Consider the following 16,070-nt stretch of genomic DNA (forward strand, 5'->3'; position numbering starts at 1 on the left):
CGAGGAGCCCGCGACATGAGTCCCCCCAACGGCGTTCGCCGCGCACTCATCACCGCCTCAGCCGCCCTGCTCACCCTCCCCCTGGCGGCGGCGCCGGCCCTCGCGCAGTCCGCGGGTGGCCACGGGCGCGGCGGGGGCGTGCGGATGGAGCAGCTCGACCGTGGCCTGGTGGCGGCCTCGACCGGCGATGGGGTGTTCCTGAGCTGGCGGCTACTGGGCGACGAGGTCTCCGGCCATGGCGAGAGGGGCATGACGGGCCCCGCGTTCCGCGTCTACCGCGACGGCCGCCTCCTCGCCACCGTCACCGACAGCACCAACTACCGCGACGCCGCGGGCACCGCCGCGTCCGAATACCGCGTCGCCCCGGTCACCAAGGGCAGGGAGGGCCGGCGAAGTGCCCCGGCCACGCCTTGGCTTAAATCGTTTTATGACCTGAAGCTCCGCAAACCGGCCGACGGCGTGACCCCGGCCGGCGAGGCGTACACCTACGCGGCCAACGACCTCAGCGTCGGCGACGTGGACGGCGACGGGCAGTACGAGTACGTCGTCAAGTGGGACCCGTCCAACTCCAAGGACGTCTCCCAGCGCGGCTACACCGGCAACACCTACGTCGACACGTACGAGCTGGACGGCACCCTGCGCTGGCGGCTCGACCTCGGCGTCAACATCCGCTCCGGGGCGCACTACACCCAGTTCCTGGTCTACGACTTCGACGGCGACGGCCGCTCGGAGATGATGCTCAAGACCGCCCCCGGCACCAAGATCATCCGCTACGGCAGCCGCGGCCAGGTCGTCTCCGAGCGCTACGTCACCATGCCGAAGCAGGACGTTCGGGCCGGATACTCGCACGGCGACGACTACCGGATGAGCGCGGCGGACTACTTCGACCACGTCGCCGACATGTTCGAGAAGTGGCATGAGCACCCCGAGGTGGTCGCCGGGCGCTGGCCGGCCACCATCGAGGAGGCCCTCGGCATCGAGCCGGCGCATGACTATCCGCTGTCCCGCGAGGACGCCGTCGAGCTCGCCAACCACTTCATCGACGTCTACGCCCCCGGCCGCAGCGCCAACAACCGGCTGCGCGAGTTCGCCGGCTTCGTCGTCAGCGGCCCCGAATACCTGTCGGTGCTGGAGGGCGCCACCGGCAAGGAGCTGCAGACGGTCCCGTACAAGCCGGGCCGCGGGGACGACGGCCTGCTGTGGGGCGACTACGCGATGGCCCGCATCGAGCCGGGCAACCGCGTCGACAGGTTCCTGTCCTCCGTGGCCTACCTCGACGGCAGGCGACCGTCGGCGATCTTCGCCCGGGGCTACTACACGCGCACCACGCTGGTCGCCTACGACTGGGACGGCCGGCGGCTCAAGGAGGTCTGGTACGTCGACAGCGGTCACGCGCCGATGTCCAACCCGTTCAACTCCTCCCCGCACGGCGTCCCGGGCGGCAATCCCGAGTACGCCGACCTCACCACGCAGGGCTTCCACTCCATGAGCGTGGCCGACGTGGACGCCGACGGCAGACAGGAGATCGTGTACGGGGCCGCGACCATCGACGACGACGGCGACCTGCTGTACTCCTCCTTCGCCGTGGCCCCGCCGCAGAGCGGAGTGCCGGGCCAGAACGTCCGCCTCGGCCACGGTGACGCCATCCACGTCGGCGACCTCGACCCGGCCCACCCCGGGCCGGAGATCTGGACCGTGCACGAGGGCGCCAGGTCGGCCCCGTACGGCTGGGCGATGCGCGCGGCCGGGACCGGGGAGGTGCTGTTCGGCGGCTACAGCGGCGTGGACACCGGGCGCGGCATGGTCGGCGACATCGACCCGGCCGTCCCCGGCCTGGAGGCGTGGTCGTCGATGCCGCCCGACCAGGCGGTCCAGGCGGGCCTGTGGTCGGCCCGCGGCGACCACCTGGGCAGGAACGCGCCGGGCACGAACATGAGCATCCGCTGGGCGGCCGACATGACCACCCAGATCGTGAACGGCACCGAGACCACCGTGCTCCAGACGCCGACGATCGACGACTGGAGGCGCGGCACGCTGCTCACCGCGGAGGGCACGCTGACCAACAACGGGACGAAGGGCAATCCGGGGCTGGTGGCCGACGTGTTCGGCGACTGGCGGGAGGAGCTGCTGGTGCGCACGGTGGACAGCGGCGCGATCCGGATCTTCCTGAGCACCGAGGTGACCGACCGCAAGCTGTACACGCTCATGCACGACCCTCAGTACCGGGTGGACGTGGCCAGGCAGCAGACGTCCTACAACCAGCCCGCGTACCCGAGCTTCTACCTCGGGTCGGACCTCGACTGGTCGAAGGTGCCGGTGCCGGACATCCGCACGTCCAGGGGATAGCCGGAGAAGGGCGTCCCGGCACCGGGACGCCCTTCGAGGTCAGGGAGAGGTCAGCGGGACGGCTGGGTCACCGACAGCGGCCGGACCGGGACCGAGTCCCTCCTGGCCCAGGCGCCGGTGGAGAAGGCGACCGGATAGCCCTTCAGGCCGACGCCGTCGCCCCACCTGGTGATCACGTAGTCCACCTTGATGTGCCCGTCGACGGGCGTCCCCTCGACCTCCAGCGTCTCGGGGTTGAAGGTGCCGCCGGTCAGCTTGGCGAAGGTCTTGGCGTCCAGGTCGAGCATCACGCCGCTGTTGGAGGGGTTGCCGGGACCGCGGTCGCCCACGAAGAACGGCAGCTTCCTGCCCTTGTAGACGACGTAGCCCTTGGTCATGAGCGGCCAGCTCGGGCTGGCCACCAGGCCCTCCTGCATGGGCTTGCCCACCGCCGGCAGACCGGTGTCGCCGGCGCGGCCTGAGGCGTCGTCCCAGAAGTAGGATGCCGTCGTCGTACCCTGCAGCATGACCGGCTGCGCGGCGGCGTCGGCGTGAGCGTGAGCGTGAGTGGTCGCGACGCCGGCGGTCAGGGCGCCGACGGTACAGGTGGCCAGCATGCCGAGAGAGCGGAGGCGGGCGGTCATCGTCACGTGGAATCCTTTGGGCAGGGAACGTGGACTTGCGCTCGCTTGAAGAACGGGAAATTCGGGCGGCCGTCGGTCACGAGGCCGTGCGGAGCGCTTCCGGCGGTCGGCTCCTACTGGTCGAGCCGGGGTTCAGCCGCCGGTGAGACCACCAACATAAACCTCAAACCGGACATATCCAAATAAAAAGACATAAATCCGGCAAAGATCTACCGGCGGGGGTAAAGCGCGAGTGCAGGTAAGGGCGGCCCACCGGTGCCGAACAGGCCGCCGCGCCTCATGGGGCCGCGCGCGCCCGCCGGCGCGCGCCCGCCGGGTGGCGCGACCGGGCGTCCGGGGCCGGGTGGCGCCTTGGGTGCCCAAGGCCGGGCCCCGTCGGAGTGACGCCATCGGAGTCCGGGCCGGGCGCCGGGTGGCGCGGTCGGGGTCCGGAGGCTGGGCGCCGGGTGGCGCGGTCGGGGTCCGGAGGCTGGGCGCCGGCGTGGCGCGGTCAGGTCCGGGGGCTGGGCGCCGGCGTGGGAGGCTTGACCGTGTGACCAGCGCAGCGGCCGTGATTCGTGTGGTGATCGTGGACGACGATCCGATGGTGCGCACGGGGCTGCGCCTCATCCTCGGCGGCGAGCCCGACCTGGACATCGTCGGGGAGGCCGGGGACGGCCGTCAGGCCATGGCCGTGGTCCGCGACCTCGCGCCCGACGTCGTGCTGATGGACATCCGCATGCCCCGGCAGGACGGCCTGACCACCACCGAGCGCCTGCTGGCCAGCTCGTCGCCGCCGCGTGTCCTGGTGCTGACCACGTTCGACGCCGACGACCTGGTCCTGCGCGCCCTGCAACTCGGCGCGCACGGCTTTCTGCTCAAGGACACGCCGCCGCCACGGATGATCGCGGCGGTGCGGGCCGTGGCGCAGGGCGAGCCGGTGTTGTCCCCGAGCGTCGCCCAGCAGGTCATCGCGGCCGCCACCGGCCGCTACGAGCCGCACCGCCCGCAGGCCGCGCGCGAGCTGGCCCGGCTCACCGAACGCGAACGCGAGGTCGCGATCGAGGTGGCCAAGGGCAGCTCCAACACCGAGATCGCGGCGGCCCTGTCGGTGAGCGTGGCGACCGTGAAGGCCAACATCACCCGCATCTTCACCAAGCTCGGCACCGACAACCGCGTCCACGTCGCCATGAAGGTCCGCGACGCCGGCCTGCTGTGACGAGCGGCCCCGTCTACGGCCTGGCCACCACCGTCTCCAGGAACAGCTTGCGGTAACGGGGGGCGTCCACGCCGAGCGCGACGTCGATCCCGGGCGCGGGCTCGGCCAGCCCGTGCGCCACGTCCTCCCCCGGGATCGTCCGCCGGTCCACCAGCGTCTGGCCCCGGCTGCGGCCGGGCGCGAGCTCCACGCTCACCGGCAGCCGCTCGGTGGTCAGGCCGGCCGGATCGGCCAGCGCGCACAGCGCGCCCGCGTCGCCGAGCAGCCCGTCCCCGGCCACCCTCGGGTCCACGCCGCAGATGGCGATCTGGTGCAGCAGCAGCCGGCCCGCCAGCCGGGTGCCCGGCTCCTCGTGCTCGGACAGGGCCGCGCACGTGTCCGCGTCCACCGAGACGTGGTAGTAGACGTCCAGCCCGTACATCGTCACCGGCACCCCGGAGTCCATGACGATCGCCGCCGCCTCCGGGTCGTGCCACACGTTGAACTCCGCGACCGGGGTGGCGTTGCCGATGGAGGCGCTGCCGCCCATGACGACCAGCCGCTCGATGTTGCCCGCGACCTCGGGGTAGGCGCGCAGCAGCAGCGCCAGGTTGGTGAGCGGGGCCAGCCCGGCGATCACCACCGGCTCGGGCGCGCTCAGGACGGTGTCCCGCAACAGCTCCAGGGCGGGCCGGGAGCTCGCCGTACGGGCCGAGGCGGGCAGGCCGAGGTCGGCCAGCCCGTCCGCGCCGTGGATGTGCCCGGCGTCACGGGCCCGCTCGACCAGCGGCCGGTCGGCTCCCGCGCTCACCGGCACGTCGGCCGGCGCCCCGGCCGCGTCCAGCACCTTCAGGGTGTTGGACACCACCTGGTCGAGCCCGGCGTTCCCGGCCACGCAGGTCACCGCCCGCAGCCGCAGCCCCGGATGGCGCACGGCGAAGATGATGGCCAGGGCGTCGTCCACGCCGGTGTCCACGTCCAGAATCAGGTCTTTCATCCCGTCCCTTCCTCAACGAGGTGTACGCCGCCCTATCCCACCATCCGGCGGCGGCCCGGCACCCCCCGCCCCCCGCGCATCCAGGACGCGGGGACGGGCCCGGCGTCACGGCGCTCCCGTACTGGCCCTGACGATGAGCGTGGTGGCGAGCTCGATGCGGGTGCCCGCCGAGCCGCCCGGGTGGGTCAGCTCCTCGGAGACGAGCCTGACGGCCTCGTTGGCCATGTCGTCGAGCGGCTGTCGGACGGTCGTGAGCGGCGGCGAGAGCATCTCGCACAGCGGTGAGTCGTCGAACCCGACCACCGACAGGTCCTCCGGCAGGCGCCCGCCGCGCTCCGTGGCCGCCTGGTAGACGCCGGCGGCCTGGAGGTCGTTGCCCGAGAAGATCGCGCTCGGCGGGTCGTCGCGGTCCAGCAGCGCTCCCCCGAGCCTCTTGCCGCCGTGCACGAGGAAGTCCCCGTAGGAGGTGAGCTCCGGATCGGGGTCGATGCCGAACGTACGGTGCGCGGCCAGGTAGCCCTCGTAGCGGTCGAGCGTGCACTGCGTGTCGAGCGGCCCGCCGATGAACCCGATCCGCGTGTGCCCCAGCTCCAGCAGGTGGGTGGTGGCCATGACGCCGCCCAGCCAGTTGGTGGCGCCGACGGTGGAGATGCGCGGATCGCGCTGCCCGACCGGGTCCAGCAGCACCAGAGGGACGTGCAGCAGCTCCTCGATGGCCGTGATCTCCTGCTGGTTGGCCCGGGAGAGCACCAGCACCACCCCGTCGGTGCTGCGCTTGCGCACCATCCCGATCCAGCGCGGCAGGTCGAAGTCGGGCCGCGCGGAGGAGGTCACCACCAGCGAGAACCCCCAGCGGGCCGCCGCCTTCTCCGCTCCCCTGACGAGCACCTGCGCCCACGGCGAGCCGAGCCCGTCGATGAGCAGGTCGACCAGGCCGACCCGGGGCGTGCTCGGCGGGCGCGGGGCCTCGTAGCCGAAGGCGCGCACCGCCTGGAGGACCTTGTCCCTGGTGGCGGCGGAGACGTGTTTCTTGCCGCTCAGCACCTTGGAGACCGTCGGCACGGACACTCCGGCAGCCGCCGCGACGTCGGCGAGCGTGGTGCGGGACACAGGTCCTCCCGGTGCATTTTCGGAAAACCGCGTGAAATGGCGCCACCCACATCACCTGTGGGGCGAGCGAATTGGCCTGGCACTGTTGACAGCTGTGCCGGGGCGAGCCTAGCGTAACGGCTCGGAAATGTCACCGTAAATTTCCGGAAAGCGAGCCAGAAACTTTCCGGCCGACTGCTGTCGGGGCCATTCGCGGAAACGGCCTTTTCCTTCAGCCTGGGAGCTCTGCACATGACTCGCATGGACGCGTTCAGGAACCGGGTCGGGGGTTTCGCCTTCGGCGGTGACTACAACCCCGAGCAGTGGGATCCGGCCGTGTGGCGGGAGGACGTCCGGCTCATGCACGAGGCCGGGGTCAACACCGTCTCGCTCGGCGTCTTCGCCTGGGCCTCGCTGGAGCCCGAGCCGGGCAAGTACGAGTTCGGCTGGCTGGACGAGGTCATGGACCTCCTGCACGCGGGCGGCATCAGCGTGAACCTGGCCACCCCCACCGCCGCGCCGCCCGTCTGGCTCACGCACCTGCATCCCGAGGTGTTCCCCATCATGGCCGACGGGCAGCCGTTCGGATTCGGCAACCGGCTGCATTACGATCCCTCGTCGCCGATTTACCGTGAATACGCGGCCGGCATCACCACCCGGCTCGCGGAGCGTTATTCCTTCCATCCCGCGCTGGCGATGTGGCACATCAGCAACGAGTACGGGCCGACGGCGTACAACGAGGCCAGTTCGGTCGCCTTCCGCGGCTGGCTGCGGCGCAAATACGGCGACCTGGAAAGCCTGAACGACGCCTGGACCACCCGTTTCTGGGGCCAGACCTACACCGACTGGGACCAGATCGAGGTGCCGAACATCCCGCGCACCTGGATGAACCCGGCCCGCAAACTCGACTTCAAGCGTTTCACCTCCGACGCCCTGCTGGAATGTTTCCTGGCCGAGCGGGACATCGTGCGCTCGTTCCGCGACGACATCCCGGTCGTGACCAACTTCATGCGGTTCTTCCGGCACGCCGACTACTGGCGGTGGGCGCCGGAGGAGGACGCCGTCGCGCTCGACATCTACCCCGACCCGGCCGACCCCGGCTCGCACGTGTCGGCGGCCTTCCAGTTCGACCTGTTCCGCTCGCTCAAGGGCGGGCAGCCGTGGCTGCTGATGGAGCAGGCGGCCAGTGCGGTCAGCCAGTGGCGGCTCAACGTGGTCAAGGAGCCGGGGCGGATGCGGCTCGGCTCGTTGCAGGCCGTGTCGCGGGCGGCCGACTCGGTGATGTTCTTCCAGTGGCGGGCCAACCGGGGCGGGCACGAACGGTTCCACTCGGCGATGCTGCCGCACTCGGGGCCGGAATCGCGCACGTTCAAGGAGGTCCTGGAGCTGGGGCGGGAGCTGAAGCTGCTGGCGCCGGTGGCCGGGACGACCTCGCGGTCGGAGATCGCGATCCTGTTCGACTGGGACGGGTGGTGGGGGCTGGAGGAGACGGCGGGACTGCCACGAGCCGACTTCAGCTATCCGGACACGGTCATGCGGCACTACACGCCGTTGTGGGAGCACCACCATCCGGTGGACGTGGTGGGGTACGGGAGTGAGCTGGATGGCTACAAGGTGCTGGTGGTGCCGAACGCGTACCTGATCGGCGACGAGGGCGCGGAGCGGATCCGCGCGTTCGCCCGACGGCGGGACCGTGATCATGTCGTTCTTCTCCGGCGTGGTGGACGCGTGCAACCGGGTGCGGCCCGACGGCTACCCGGGGGCCTTCCGCGAGCTCATCGGGGCCAAGATCGACGAGTACTGGCCGGCCCGGCCGCACGAGGAGTTCGCCGTGGAGTTCGCCGACGGACGGCGCGCGACGTCCACCTGGTGGCGCGACGACCTGCACCTGGAGACCGGGACCGCGCTGGCCACCTACGCCGACGGGCTCCTGCGGGGGCGGCCCGCCGTCGTGGCCAACCAGTACGGCGCGGGCCGGGTCGTCTATGTCGCGACCCTGCTGGAACGGGCCGCGTTCGACGCCCTGGTGCTGGAGACGGTGGCGGCGGCCGGCGTGCGGGCCCCGTTCGACGGCGTGCCGGCCCACGTGGAGTGCGCCGTGCGGGAGTCCGCGGAGCACGAGTACGTCTTCCTGCTCAACCACAGCGACGAGCTGGCCGCGTCCGTCCCGGTGACGGGAACGGACCTGCTCACCGGGCGCCAGGTGACGGAGCAGGCCGAGCTGCCCCCGCTCGGCGCGGCGGTGATCCGGCGATCCCGCCCCTGACGGGCGGCTAGGCGGGAGCGGCTCTGGTGATCCGGATCTTCGACTGTTTGTGCGGCAGCCGTTCCCAGTCCTCCATGAACACCGCGTTCAGCCCGTGCCGGGCGGCCAGGGCGACGAGGGTCTCGGTGCGGTAGTAGAAGTCCTCCCGCAGGACGTGGTGCTCCTTGCCCTCGGTCCGGTCGAAGGTGAAGTCGAACCACGCGCCGGGCTTCATGACCCGCCCGACGTGGGCGAAGCATTCGTCGATGACCTCCAGCGGCGAGTGCGAGAAGACGCTGTGCGCGTGGATGACGTCGAAGTGCCGGTCGGGCAGGAAGGCGAAGCGCAGGTCGCGTACGGGGGTCAGGTGCGGCAGCTTGTCCCGCAGCCCGTGGGTGACGAGCGTGTCCTGGGCCGCCATGAGGATGTCGGGGGAGATGTCGATGCCGTAGTAGTTGCCGGTGTGCAGGTAGTCGATGAACAGCCGGCCGGCCCGCAGGTTGCCGCACCCGATCTCCAGCATCCGGCAGTCCGGCTTGAGCCCGTGCTCGACCAGGTAGTCGAACTGCATGCGGCCCAGCGCCAGCCAGCGCTTGTGGGTGTGGGAGCCGACCGCGCCCTCGGGATCTCGGGCGGTGTCGGACTTCATGACGGCACGGTAGTAGGAGACGTGGTCGCGGGTGCGCAGCCTGAACCACGTGTCGCGGGCCAACCGCCGCAGGTGAGGGGCGATCTTGTGCGGATGTCTGAAGGCGTACGTCGCTTGGTGGACGAGGCTCGAACGGGAGCGATTCACTCCTCGGAATTTAGGTCACCACGGCACGCTTAACCCATGCCCTTGGCGACAATCTTGCATTCCCGTTGGCGCGCGCTGATCGTGGCGCCGGCCGGCGGCACCGTCCCCACGTCGCCCGCCTTCCCGCCGGCCTCAGCTCAGGTAGTCGCGCAGCGCCATGGCCCGGGACGGGTGGCGCAGCTTGGACATCGTCTTGGCCTCGATCTGCCTGATCCGCTCGCGGGTGACGCCGTAGATGCGGCCGATCTCGTCCAGGGTCCGCGGCTTGCCGTCGGCCAGGCCGTAGCGCATGCTGATCACGCCGGCCTCGCGCTCGGAGAGCTGGTCGAGCAGGCTGTGCAACTGCTGCTGGAGCAGGGTGAACGAGACCGCGTCGGCCGGGGAGACGGCCTCGGTGTCCTCGATGAGGTCGCCGAACTCGCTGTCGCCCTCCTCGCCGAGCGGCGTGTGCAGGGAGATCGGCTCGCGGCCATAGCCCTGGACCTCGATGACCCGGTCCACTTCGAGGTCGCTCTCGGCGGCGATCTCCTCCGGCGTGGGCTCACGGCCGAGGTCGCTCTGCAGGCGGCGCTGGACCCGCGCGACCTTGTTGATCAGCTCCACCATGTGGACCGGGATGCGGATCGTCCGGGCCTGGTCCGCCATGGCCCGGGTGATGGCCTGCTTGATCCACCAGGTGGCGTAGGTGGAGAACTTGTAGCCGAGCCGGTAGTCGAACTTCTCGATGGTCCTGATCAGGCCCAGGTTGCCCTCCTGGATCAGGTCGAGGAACAGCATGCCGCGCCCCGTGTAGCGCTTGGCGATGGAGACGACCAGCCGCAGGTTGGCCTCCAGCATCTGCTGCTTGGCCCGGGAGCCGTCCTCGGCGATCCACTCCAGGTCGGCCCGCAGGTCGGCGGCCATCCCCGGCTCCGTGTCCAGCCGCTCCCTGGCGAACAGGCCGGCCTCGATGCGCTTGGCCAGCTCGATCTCCTGCTCGGCGTTGAGCAGCGGCACCCGCCCGATTTCCTTCAGGTATGTCTTGACCGAGTCGGCGCCGACGACCAGGCCACCGTCGGCGCCGACGTCGTCCAGCTCGAGAACCTCTGCTGCTTGGGACAAAACATTCTCCTCGCTCGCGTGGAATGGTCGAATGCGGCGGCTATGACCATGGACACCTTGAAGTCGGACACGGAAGTAGCGAGCGACCGGAACGGTCACCCTTACCACGCTACCCAACGGTTGCCGATGCCCGGGGCAACCCGGGCGCCCCTCGCCGTGCCGCGCCAGGTCACGCGGGTCCCCCCGCCGGGCGGAAGCTCCCCCTCCTGGAAGGCCCGGCGCGGGCCGTCAGCGCGCCCCCGCGACGACCGGCTCCCCAGCGGCGACCGGCGGCACGCCGTACTCAAGGTCCCACACGCCACCGACAGTTTCCGGGCGCGGACGCGGAGGCCGGGCGGGGGTTCTAGTGCGTTCTAGTGCGGCAGGGAGGATTCGGCGTTGCGGAGCTCGTCCAGGGCGTCCCGCAGGTGCACGGTCAGCTCCCAGGCGTCGGGCACCATCGCCCGGTCGGTGACGACGCCGATGTCGAGGGAGCCGTCGTAGGAGAAGGCGGTGATGTTCACGCCGCCGCTCACGTCGGTGATCACCGACACCGGGTAGTAGGTCAGCAGCCGGGCGCCGCACATGTACAAGGGGAACTGCGGGCCGGGGACGTTCGAGATGGCCACGTTGATCGGCGGCGCGGTCTGCCCGACGAGCGCGAACGCCGAGCGCGCGGCCAGCCCCATGAGCGCGGCCGGCATCGACTCGCTGAACTCCCTCAACCACCGCGCGGGCGACAGCGAGAAGCGGTCCTTGATCCGCTGCATGGCGTACCGCACCTCGTGCAGCCGGGTCACGGGGTCGTCGATCTGCACGGCCAGCGGGGCCGTCATGATCGCCACCTGGTTCCCCGGGCCCGCCTCCCCGGCGGCGCGCAGCGAGAACGGCACGCCCGCCACCAGCGGCTGGTGCGGGATGCCGCCGTGCGCGGCCAGCCACCGGCGCAGCGCCCCGGCGCACACGGCCATGACCACGTCGTTCACGGTCACCCCGAACGCCTTGCGCACCTGCTTGATCTCCTCCAGCGGCAAGGACACGAACGCGAAGCGCCGGTGCTCCGACACGGGCCCGCTGAACGGCGTCTTCGGCGCGGGCAGCACCGGCAGCTCGGGCGCCTGCCCCGTCCCGGCGAGCCTGCGGGCCAGCCCGGAGACGAGCCGGCTGCCCGGAAGGCGGGAGGCCAGCGGGATCTCGTCCAGGTGCGGGACGGCCCTGGCGGCGAACCGCACGGCGGCGGCCGGGTTGCCGGCCAGCCGGGCCAGCCCGCGGGCCACCATCTCCGCCGGCCCCGGGGGCGGCTCGTCCCGCTCGGGCCCGGTGGCAGGCGGCGGCGCGGGCTCGGGGCCGAGGTCGAGCAGCGCGGCCAGGACGTCGGCGCCGCCGATCCCGTCCACGGCCGCGTGGTGGATCTTGGTGTAGAGGCCCATGCGCCCGCCGGTCAGCCCGTGGATCAGGTAGATCTCCCACAGTGGCCGGCTCCGGTCCAGCCGGCGCGCGTGCAGCCGCGAGACCTGGTCGGCGAGCTGCCGGTCGTCGCCGGGCGGCGGCAGCCCGATCTCGCGTACGTGGTAGTCGAGGTCGAGGTCGTCCTCCTGCATCCAGTACGGGTGGTCCAGCCCGAACGGCACCGGGGCCAGCTTGCGCCGCAGCGCGGGAACGTACGGGAGCCGCTGTTCGAGCAGCGCCTGCAGGTCGGAGCGGTTGAGGTCACCGTCGAGGATGGCCAGGCCGGCGATGTTGGCGATGTTCGTGGCGGTCTCGAAATGGAGGAACTGCGCGTCCAGCGCGGTCAACTGGGGCATTTAACAGCACATCCCCTCAAATCCATCAGACACCAACCCATCAGGCCCCGTCCACCCCTTCATGCGTCCACCACTTCGAGGGACGCCGACGCGGCATCCGGCTCGGCGAACGCCAGCAACCGCAGCCCCTCCTCCTCCAGCAGGTCCAGCGAGGTGGCGGTGAACGGGCTGACGAGCAGCCTCGCCTTCTTCCCCGTGCGCTTGATCTGCCACGTCCCGGCCGCGAACCCGTCGACCAGGTAGACCGCCCGCATCCGCAGGTTCTTGGTGGCGACCCGTCCCTTGAACTCCTCGGCCAGCACGCGCGTGCGGTCGGCGTGTCCCAGGATCAGGGTGTCGAAGTCGGGCAGGAAGCGCACGGGCGCGGGCACGTCGCCGCCGGGCCGGGGCGCGTCCGGCAGGTCGAACAGCTCCCTTCCGGAGACGTCGGTGAACCTCTCCAGGTCCATGCCCTTCATGACGGTCCTGATGCCACCCAGGCCGGACCAGGTCTGCACGTCGGCGGGCGTGGCGGGGCCAGCACCGGCCGCAGGACCGGCCGGAACGCGGCGAAGTCCGCGGCCGTCACCAGGTGCAGCGTGGCCCGCCACATGGTGGCCCGCACCAGCGTGCGCGCGTGCAACGCCGCGTGCAGGTCGTCCCGTGCGAACCCCTCCAGCCTCGCCCAGATCCCCAGGTACGGGGGCCGCGGCTCCTGAGCCTGCAACCCGCCGAGCCGGTGCACGACCTCAGCCATGTCGCCTTTGTGGCGTATGAGAAGGTGCTGGCGGGCCAAAGTGGCCCGGTTGAGGTCAAGAAGGGTGAGCATCTACATATCATGCTCGATTCGCCATTCCCCATCGCCCGTGTACGCGCCACTTACCCTGCCCTCTCCGACGGTTACGCCTACCTCGACGGCGCGGCCGGCACCCAGACCCCGCAGTCGGTGATCGACGCCATCTCGGCCGCCTACCGCACCGGGATCGGCAACGTCGGCGGCGCGTTCCCGGCCAGTCACCGCTCGGACGCCATCGTGGCCGCCGCCCGCGCCGCCGTGGCCGACCTGGTCGGCGGGCATCCCGACGGCGTGATCCTCGGCCCCAACATGACCACCCTCACCTACCGGCTGTCCCGTGCCCTGGTGGGCCCCGGTGACGAGGTGGTGCTGTCCAGGCTGGACCACGACGCGAACGTGCGCCCCTGGACCCAGACCGGCGCCACCGTCCGCTGGGCCGACGTGGACCCGGTCACCGGCGAGCTGCCGGTCGAGCAGTACGCGGAGCTGATCAACGAGCGCACCAAGCTGGTGGCGGTGACCGCCGCGAGCAACGTCCTCGGCACCCGGCCCGACGTGGCCGCGATCACCGAGCTGGCGCACCGGGCGGGCGCGCTGACCTACGTGGACGGCGTGCACGCCACCCCGCACGGCCCGGTGGACGTGCGGGAGCTCGGCGCCGACTTCTACGCCACCAGCGCGTACAAGTGGTCGGGCCCGCACATCGGCGCGGTCGTGGCCGACCCGGCGCTGCTGGAGACGGTCCGGACGGACAAGCTGGCCTCCTCGGTGGACACGGTGCCGGAGCGGTTCGAGACGGGCACGGCCCCCTTCGCCGACCTGGCCGGGGTGACGGCCGCGGTCGACCACCTGGCCGCGATGGCAACTGACCCCGGGCAGGGAACCCGGCGTGAGCGCCTGCTGGCCTCGATGGCCGCGGCCGAGCGGCACGAGCTGGAGCTGTTCGGCGTGCTGCTGGCGGGTCTGGAGACGATGCCGCACGTCACCCTGTACGGCAAGCCGGCCAGGCGCACCGCCACCGTCTACTTCACCGTGGCCGGGCGCACCCCGCGCCAGGTCGCCGAGCACCTGGCCGGGCTGGCGGTGAACGTCTGGAACGGCCACAACTACGCCTGGGAGCTGACCGCCGCGCTCGGCATCCGCGACTCGGGCAGCGCGGTGCGCGCGGGCCTGGTGCACTACAACGACCGCTCGGACGTGGACCGGCTGCTCGAAGGAGTGGCGAGCCTGCACTGAACCGGATTGCTCCCGGGCACGCCGCCGTCGCCCACCTGACCCGGGAGCGCCGCCATCAGAGAGCGTCCCAGAGCAGCCGCCGGCGCTCTGGGGCCGCCGCCTGCCCACCACCTCACCTGTGCACGGCAGGGGATGAATATGGGTAGGGATACGGTTACTGCCTTTCGGGAACGAGGTTCCGGCTCACGAAGCCGCCGGTCAGTGGCGGCGTACAGGGAAGAAGGCGTTTCACATGGCCCGGCAGGCCGACGCGGCCCGTCTCATCGTGCAGGCTCTGGAGGCGGAGGGCGTCGAATACGTCTTCGGCATCCCGGGTGAGGAGAACATCCACTTCGTCGACGCGCTCAAGGACTCCTCCATCCGCTACGTCCTGGTCCGCCACGAGCAGGGCGCGGCGTTCATGGCGGAGATCTACGGCAGGCTGACCGGCAGGGCGGGAGTGGCCTCGGCCACGCTCGGCCCCGGCGCGATCAACCTGCAGCTCGGCGTGGCCGACGCCACCACCAACAGCACCCCGGTCGTGGCCATCACGGCCCAGGTCGGGCTCGACCGCATCTACAAGGAGTCGCACCAGGTGGTGGACCTGGTGTCGCTGTTCAGGCCGATCACCAAGTGGGCGGAGCTGGCGCCGTCGCCGCAGGCGCTGCCCGAGATGATCCGCAAGGCGTTCAAGACCGCCCAGACCGAGCGTCCTGGCGCCGTCTACCTGGCCATCCCGGAGGACGTCGAGGCCGCCGAGGTGCCCGCCGACCTGCGCCCCCTGCCGGTTAACCGGGTCCGCCCCCAGGACCCCTCCCCCGCCCAGATCGCCCGGGCGGCCGACGTACTGGCCACCGCGCAGCGGCCGATCGTGCTGGCCGGGCACGGCGCGACCCGCGCCGGGGCGTCGGCCGCGCTGGTGCGCTTCTCGGAGCGGCTCGGGCTGCCGGTGGCGACCACGTTCAACGGCAAGGGCGTCTTTCCCGACGACCACCGGCACGCGCTCGGCGCGGTGGGCTTCATGCGGCACGACTACGTGAACTTCGGCTTCGACGAGGCCGACGTGCTGATCACCGTCGGATACGAGCTCCAGGAGTTCGACCCGGTCAAGATCAACCCACACCGGGACAAGCGGATCATCCACGTTCACCAGTTCCCCGCCGAGGTGGACGACCACTATCCGGTGGCGGTCGGCGTGCAGGGGGACATCTCCCGGTCGCTGCACACGCTCGGGGACGCGGTGCACCGGCGCTTCGAGCTCAACGGCACCGGCGAGCGGATCCGGCGCATGGTGCGGGAGGAGCTGGAGCAGGGGCGTTCGGAGGACGGGTTCCCGATGTCGCCGCGCCGGGTGGTCGCCGACATCCGGGCCGCGATGGGGCGTGACGACATCGTGCTGGCCGACACGGGGGCGGTGAAGATGTGGATGGCCCGGATGTATCCGACGTACGAGCCGAACACGATGCTGGTCTCCAACGGCCTGTCGTCCATGGGCTTCTCGGTGCCCGGCGCGCTGGCCGCCAAGCTGGCCTTCCCGCGGCGGCGGGTGCTGGCCGCCACCGGCGACGGGGCGTTCCTGATGAACTCGCAGGAGCTGGAGACCGCCGTGCGCGAGCGGGTGCCGTTCGTGGTGCTGGTGTGGGTGGACGACGCGTACGGGCTGATCGAGTGGAAAATGGACCTGGAGCTGGGCCGCAACTCCAACATCGCCTTCGGCAACCCCGACTTCGTGAAATACGCGGAGAGCTTCGGGGCCCGCGGCTACCGGATCACCAACGCGGACGAGCTGCTGCCGACGCTGCGCAAGGCGCTGGCCGATGACGTGGTGTCGGTGATCGCGGTCCCGGTCGACTACTCGGCCAACCTGGAGCTGACCAGCAAACTGGGCGACCTCACCGGCCCCTTCTGACGAGGAGAGGACC

General features: G+C 71.1%; 12 protein-coding genes and 2 pseudogenes. 6 read left to right on the forward strand and 8 right to left on the reverse strand.

Annotation, left to right across the window (positions count from 1 at the left end; translation table 11 throughout):
* The first annotated feature begins 15 nt into the window (after positions 1 to 15).
* A complete protein-coding gene (locus tag BLS95_RS33590; RefSeq protein ID WP_090940777.1) occupies positions 16 to 2,346 on the forward strand; it encodes a rhamnogalacturonan lyase in 2,331 nt (776 codons plus the stop codon).
* Between the two features lie 50 nt (positions 2,347 to 2,396).
* Here the strand turns inward: BLS95_RS33590 and BLS95_RS33595 are convergent, their stop codons facing one another.
* Positions 2,397 to 2,969, reverse strand: a complete 573-nt coding sequence (locus BLS95_RS33595; RefSeq protein ID WP_090940780.1) for a hypothetical protein — start codon at positions 2,967 to 2,969, stop codon at positions 2,397 to 2,399.
* Positions 2,970 to 3,501: 532 nt separating this feature from the next.
* Between BLS95_RS33595 and BLS95_RS33600 the strand changes: the two genes are divergently transcribed.
* Positions 3,502 to 4,167 (forward strand): response regulator, encoded by a 666-nt coding sequence (locus tag BLS95_RS33600; protein ID WP_281250057.1) that lies wholly within the window; start codon positions 3,502 to 3,504, stop codon positions 4,165 to 4,167.
* 13 nt (positions 4,168 to 4,180) lie between these two features.
* Here the strand turns inward: BLS95_RS33600 and BLS95_RS33605 are convergent, their stop codons facing one another.
* Together BLS95_RS33605 and BLS95_RS33610 are read right to left on the reverse strand one after the other, a co-directional pair.
* A complete protein-coding gene (locus BLS95_RS33605; RefSeq protein ID WP_090940783.1) occupies positions 4,181 to 5,143 on the reverse strand; it encodes a nucleoside hydrolase in 963 nt (320 codons plus the stop codon).
* 105 nt (positions 5,144 to 5,248) lie between these two features.
* Positions 5,249 to 6,253 (reverse strand): LacI family DNA-binding transcriptional regulator, encoded by a 1,005-nt coding sequence (locus BLS95_RS33610; RefSeq protein WP_090940786.1) that lies wholly within the window; start codon positions 6,251 to 6,253, stop codon positions 5,249 to 5,251.
* 339 nt (positions 6,254 to 6,592) lie between these two features.
* Here BLS95_RS33610 and BLS95_RS33615 point away from each other — a divergent pair.
* A pseudogene (locus BLS95_RS33615) lies at positions 6,593 to 8,228 on the forward strand (beta-galactosidase); the annotation flags it as partial.
* Between the two features lie 102 nt (positions 8,229 to 8,330).
* On the forward strand, positions 8,331 to 8,498 hold the full coding sequence (locus BLS95_RS58240; RefSeq protein WP_245765456.1) for a Beta-galactosidase C-terminal domain: 168 nt from the start codon (positions 8,331 to 8,333) through the stop codon (positions 8,496 to 8,498).
* Between the two features lie 7 nt (positions 8,499 to 8,505).
* On the opposite strand, the gene BLS95_RS33620 is transcribed toward BLS95_RS58240, so the two are convergent.
* From BLS95_RS33620 to BLS95_RS59610, 5 genes and pseudogenes are all read right to left on the reverse strand, one after another.
* Positions 8,506 to 9,273, reverse strand: a complete 768-nt coding sequence (locus BLS95_RS33620) for a class I SAM-dependent DNA methyltransferase (protein ID WP_090940789.1) — start codon at positions 9,271 to 9,273, stop codon at positions 8,506 to 8,508.
* Positions 9,274 to 9,405: 132 nt separating this feature from the next.
* Positions 9,406 to 10,356: pseudogene (locus BLS95_RS33625) on the reverse strand (RNA polymerase sigma factor); the annotation flags it as partial.
* 371 nt (positions 10,357 to 10,727) lie between these two features.
* Positions 10,728 to 12,158 (reverse strand): WS/DGAT/MGAT family O-acyltransferase, encoded by a 1,431-nt coding sequence (locus BLS95_RS33630; protein ID WP_090940794.1) that lies wholly within the window; start codon positions 12,156 to 12,158, stop codon positions 10,728 to 10,730.
* Between the two features lie 59 nt (positions 12,159 to 12,217).
* Positions 12,218 to 12,616 (reverse strand): DNA glycosylase AlkZ-like family protein, encoded by a 399-nt coding sequence (locus BLS95_RS59605; protein ID WP_342742800.1) that lies wholly within the window; start codon positions 12,614 to 12,616, stop codon positions 12,218 to 12,220.
* The gene (locus BLS95_RS59610; RefSeq protein WP_342742802.1) at positions 12,613 to 12,894 is read right to left on the reverse strand and encodes a DNA glycosylase AlkZ-like family protein; all 282 of its coding nucleotides are present in this window, start codon (positions 12,892 to 12,894) and stop codon (positions 12,613 to 12,615) included. Before BLS95_RS59610 ends, BLS95_RS59605 begins: the two co-directional genes overlap by 4 nt.
* Positions 12,895 to 12,975: 81 nt before the next feature.
* On the opposite strand from BLS95_RS59610, the gene BLS95_RS33640 reads away from it, so the two are divergent.
* Positions 12,976 to 14,169, forward strand: a complete 1,194-nt coding sequence (locus tag BLS95_RS33640; protein WP_090940796.1) for a cysteine desulfurase-like protein — start codon at positions 12,976 to 12,978, stop codon at positions 14,167 to 14,169.
* 232 nt (positions 14,170 to 14,401) lie between these two features.
* Positions 14,402 to 16,057, forward strand: coding sequence for an acetolactate synthase large subunit (locus tag BLS95_RS33645; RefSeq protein ID WP_090940799.1), 1,656 nt, complete (start codon positions 14,402 to 14,404; stop codon positions 16,055 to 16,057).
* Positions 16,058 to 16,070: the final 13 nt, after the last annotated feature.

It is taken from the genome of Nonomuraea jiangxiensis (genome assembly GCF_900099965.1).
In the GTDB taxonomy this organism is placed as follows: domain Bacteria; phylum Actinomycetota; class Actinomycetes; order Streptosporangiales; family Streptosporangiaceae; genus Nonomuraea; species Nonomuraea jiangxiensis.

What these genes read in the sequence shown, in the direction of transcription:
- BLS95_RS33645 (WP_090940799.1), top strand. Translation starts at nt 14,402, where the DNA reads ATGGCCCGGCAGGCCGACGCGGCCCGTCTCATCGTGCAGGCTCTGGAG.
- BLS95_RS33605 (WP_090940783.1), bottom strand. Translation starts at nt 5,143, where the DNA reads ATGAAAGACCTGATTCTGGACGTGGACACCGGCGTGGACGACGCCCTG.
- BLS95_RS33630 (WP_090940794.1), bottom strand. Translation starts at nt 12,158, where the DNA reads ATGCCCCAGTTGACCGCGCTGGACGCGCAGTTCCTCCATTTCGAGACC.
- BLS95_RS59605 (WP_342742800.1), bottom strand. Translation starts at nt 12,616, where the DNA reads ATGAAGGGCATGGACCTGGAGAGGTTCACCGACGTCTCCGGAAGGGAG.
- BLS95_RS33590 (WP_090940777.1), top strand. Translation starts at nt 16, where the DNA reads ATGAGTCCCCCCAACGGCGTTCGCCGCGCACTCATCACCGCCTCAGCC.
- BLS95_RS33595 (WP_090940780.1), bottom strand. Translation starts at nt 2,969, where the DNA reads ATGACCGCCCGCCTCCGCTCTCTCGGCATGCTGGCCACCTGTACCGTC.
- BLS95_RS33640 (WP_090940796.1), top strand. Translation starts at nt 12,976, where the DNA reads ATGCTCGATTCGCCATTCCCCATCGCCCGTGTACGCGCCACTTACCCT.
- BLS95_RS59610 (WP_342742802.1), bottom strand. Translation starts at nt 12,894, where the DNA reads ATGGCTGAGGTCGTGCACCGGCTCGGCGGGTTGCAGGCTCAGGAGCCG.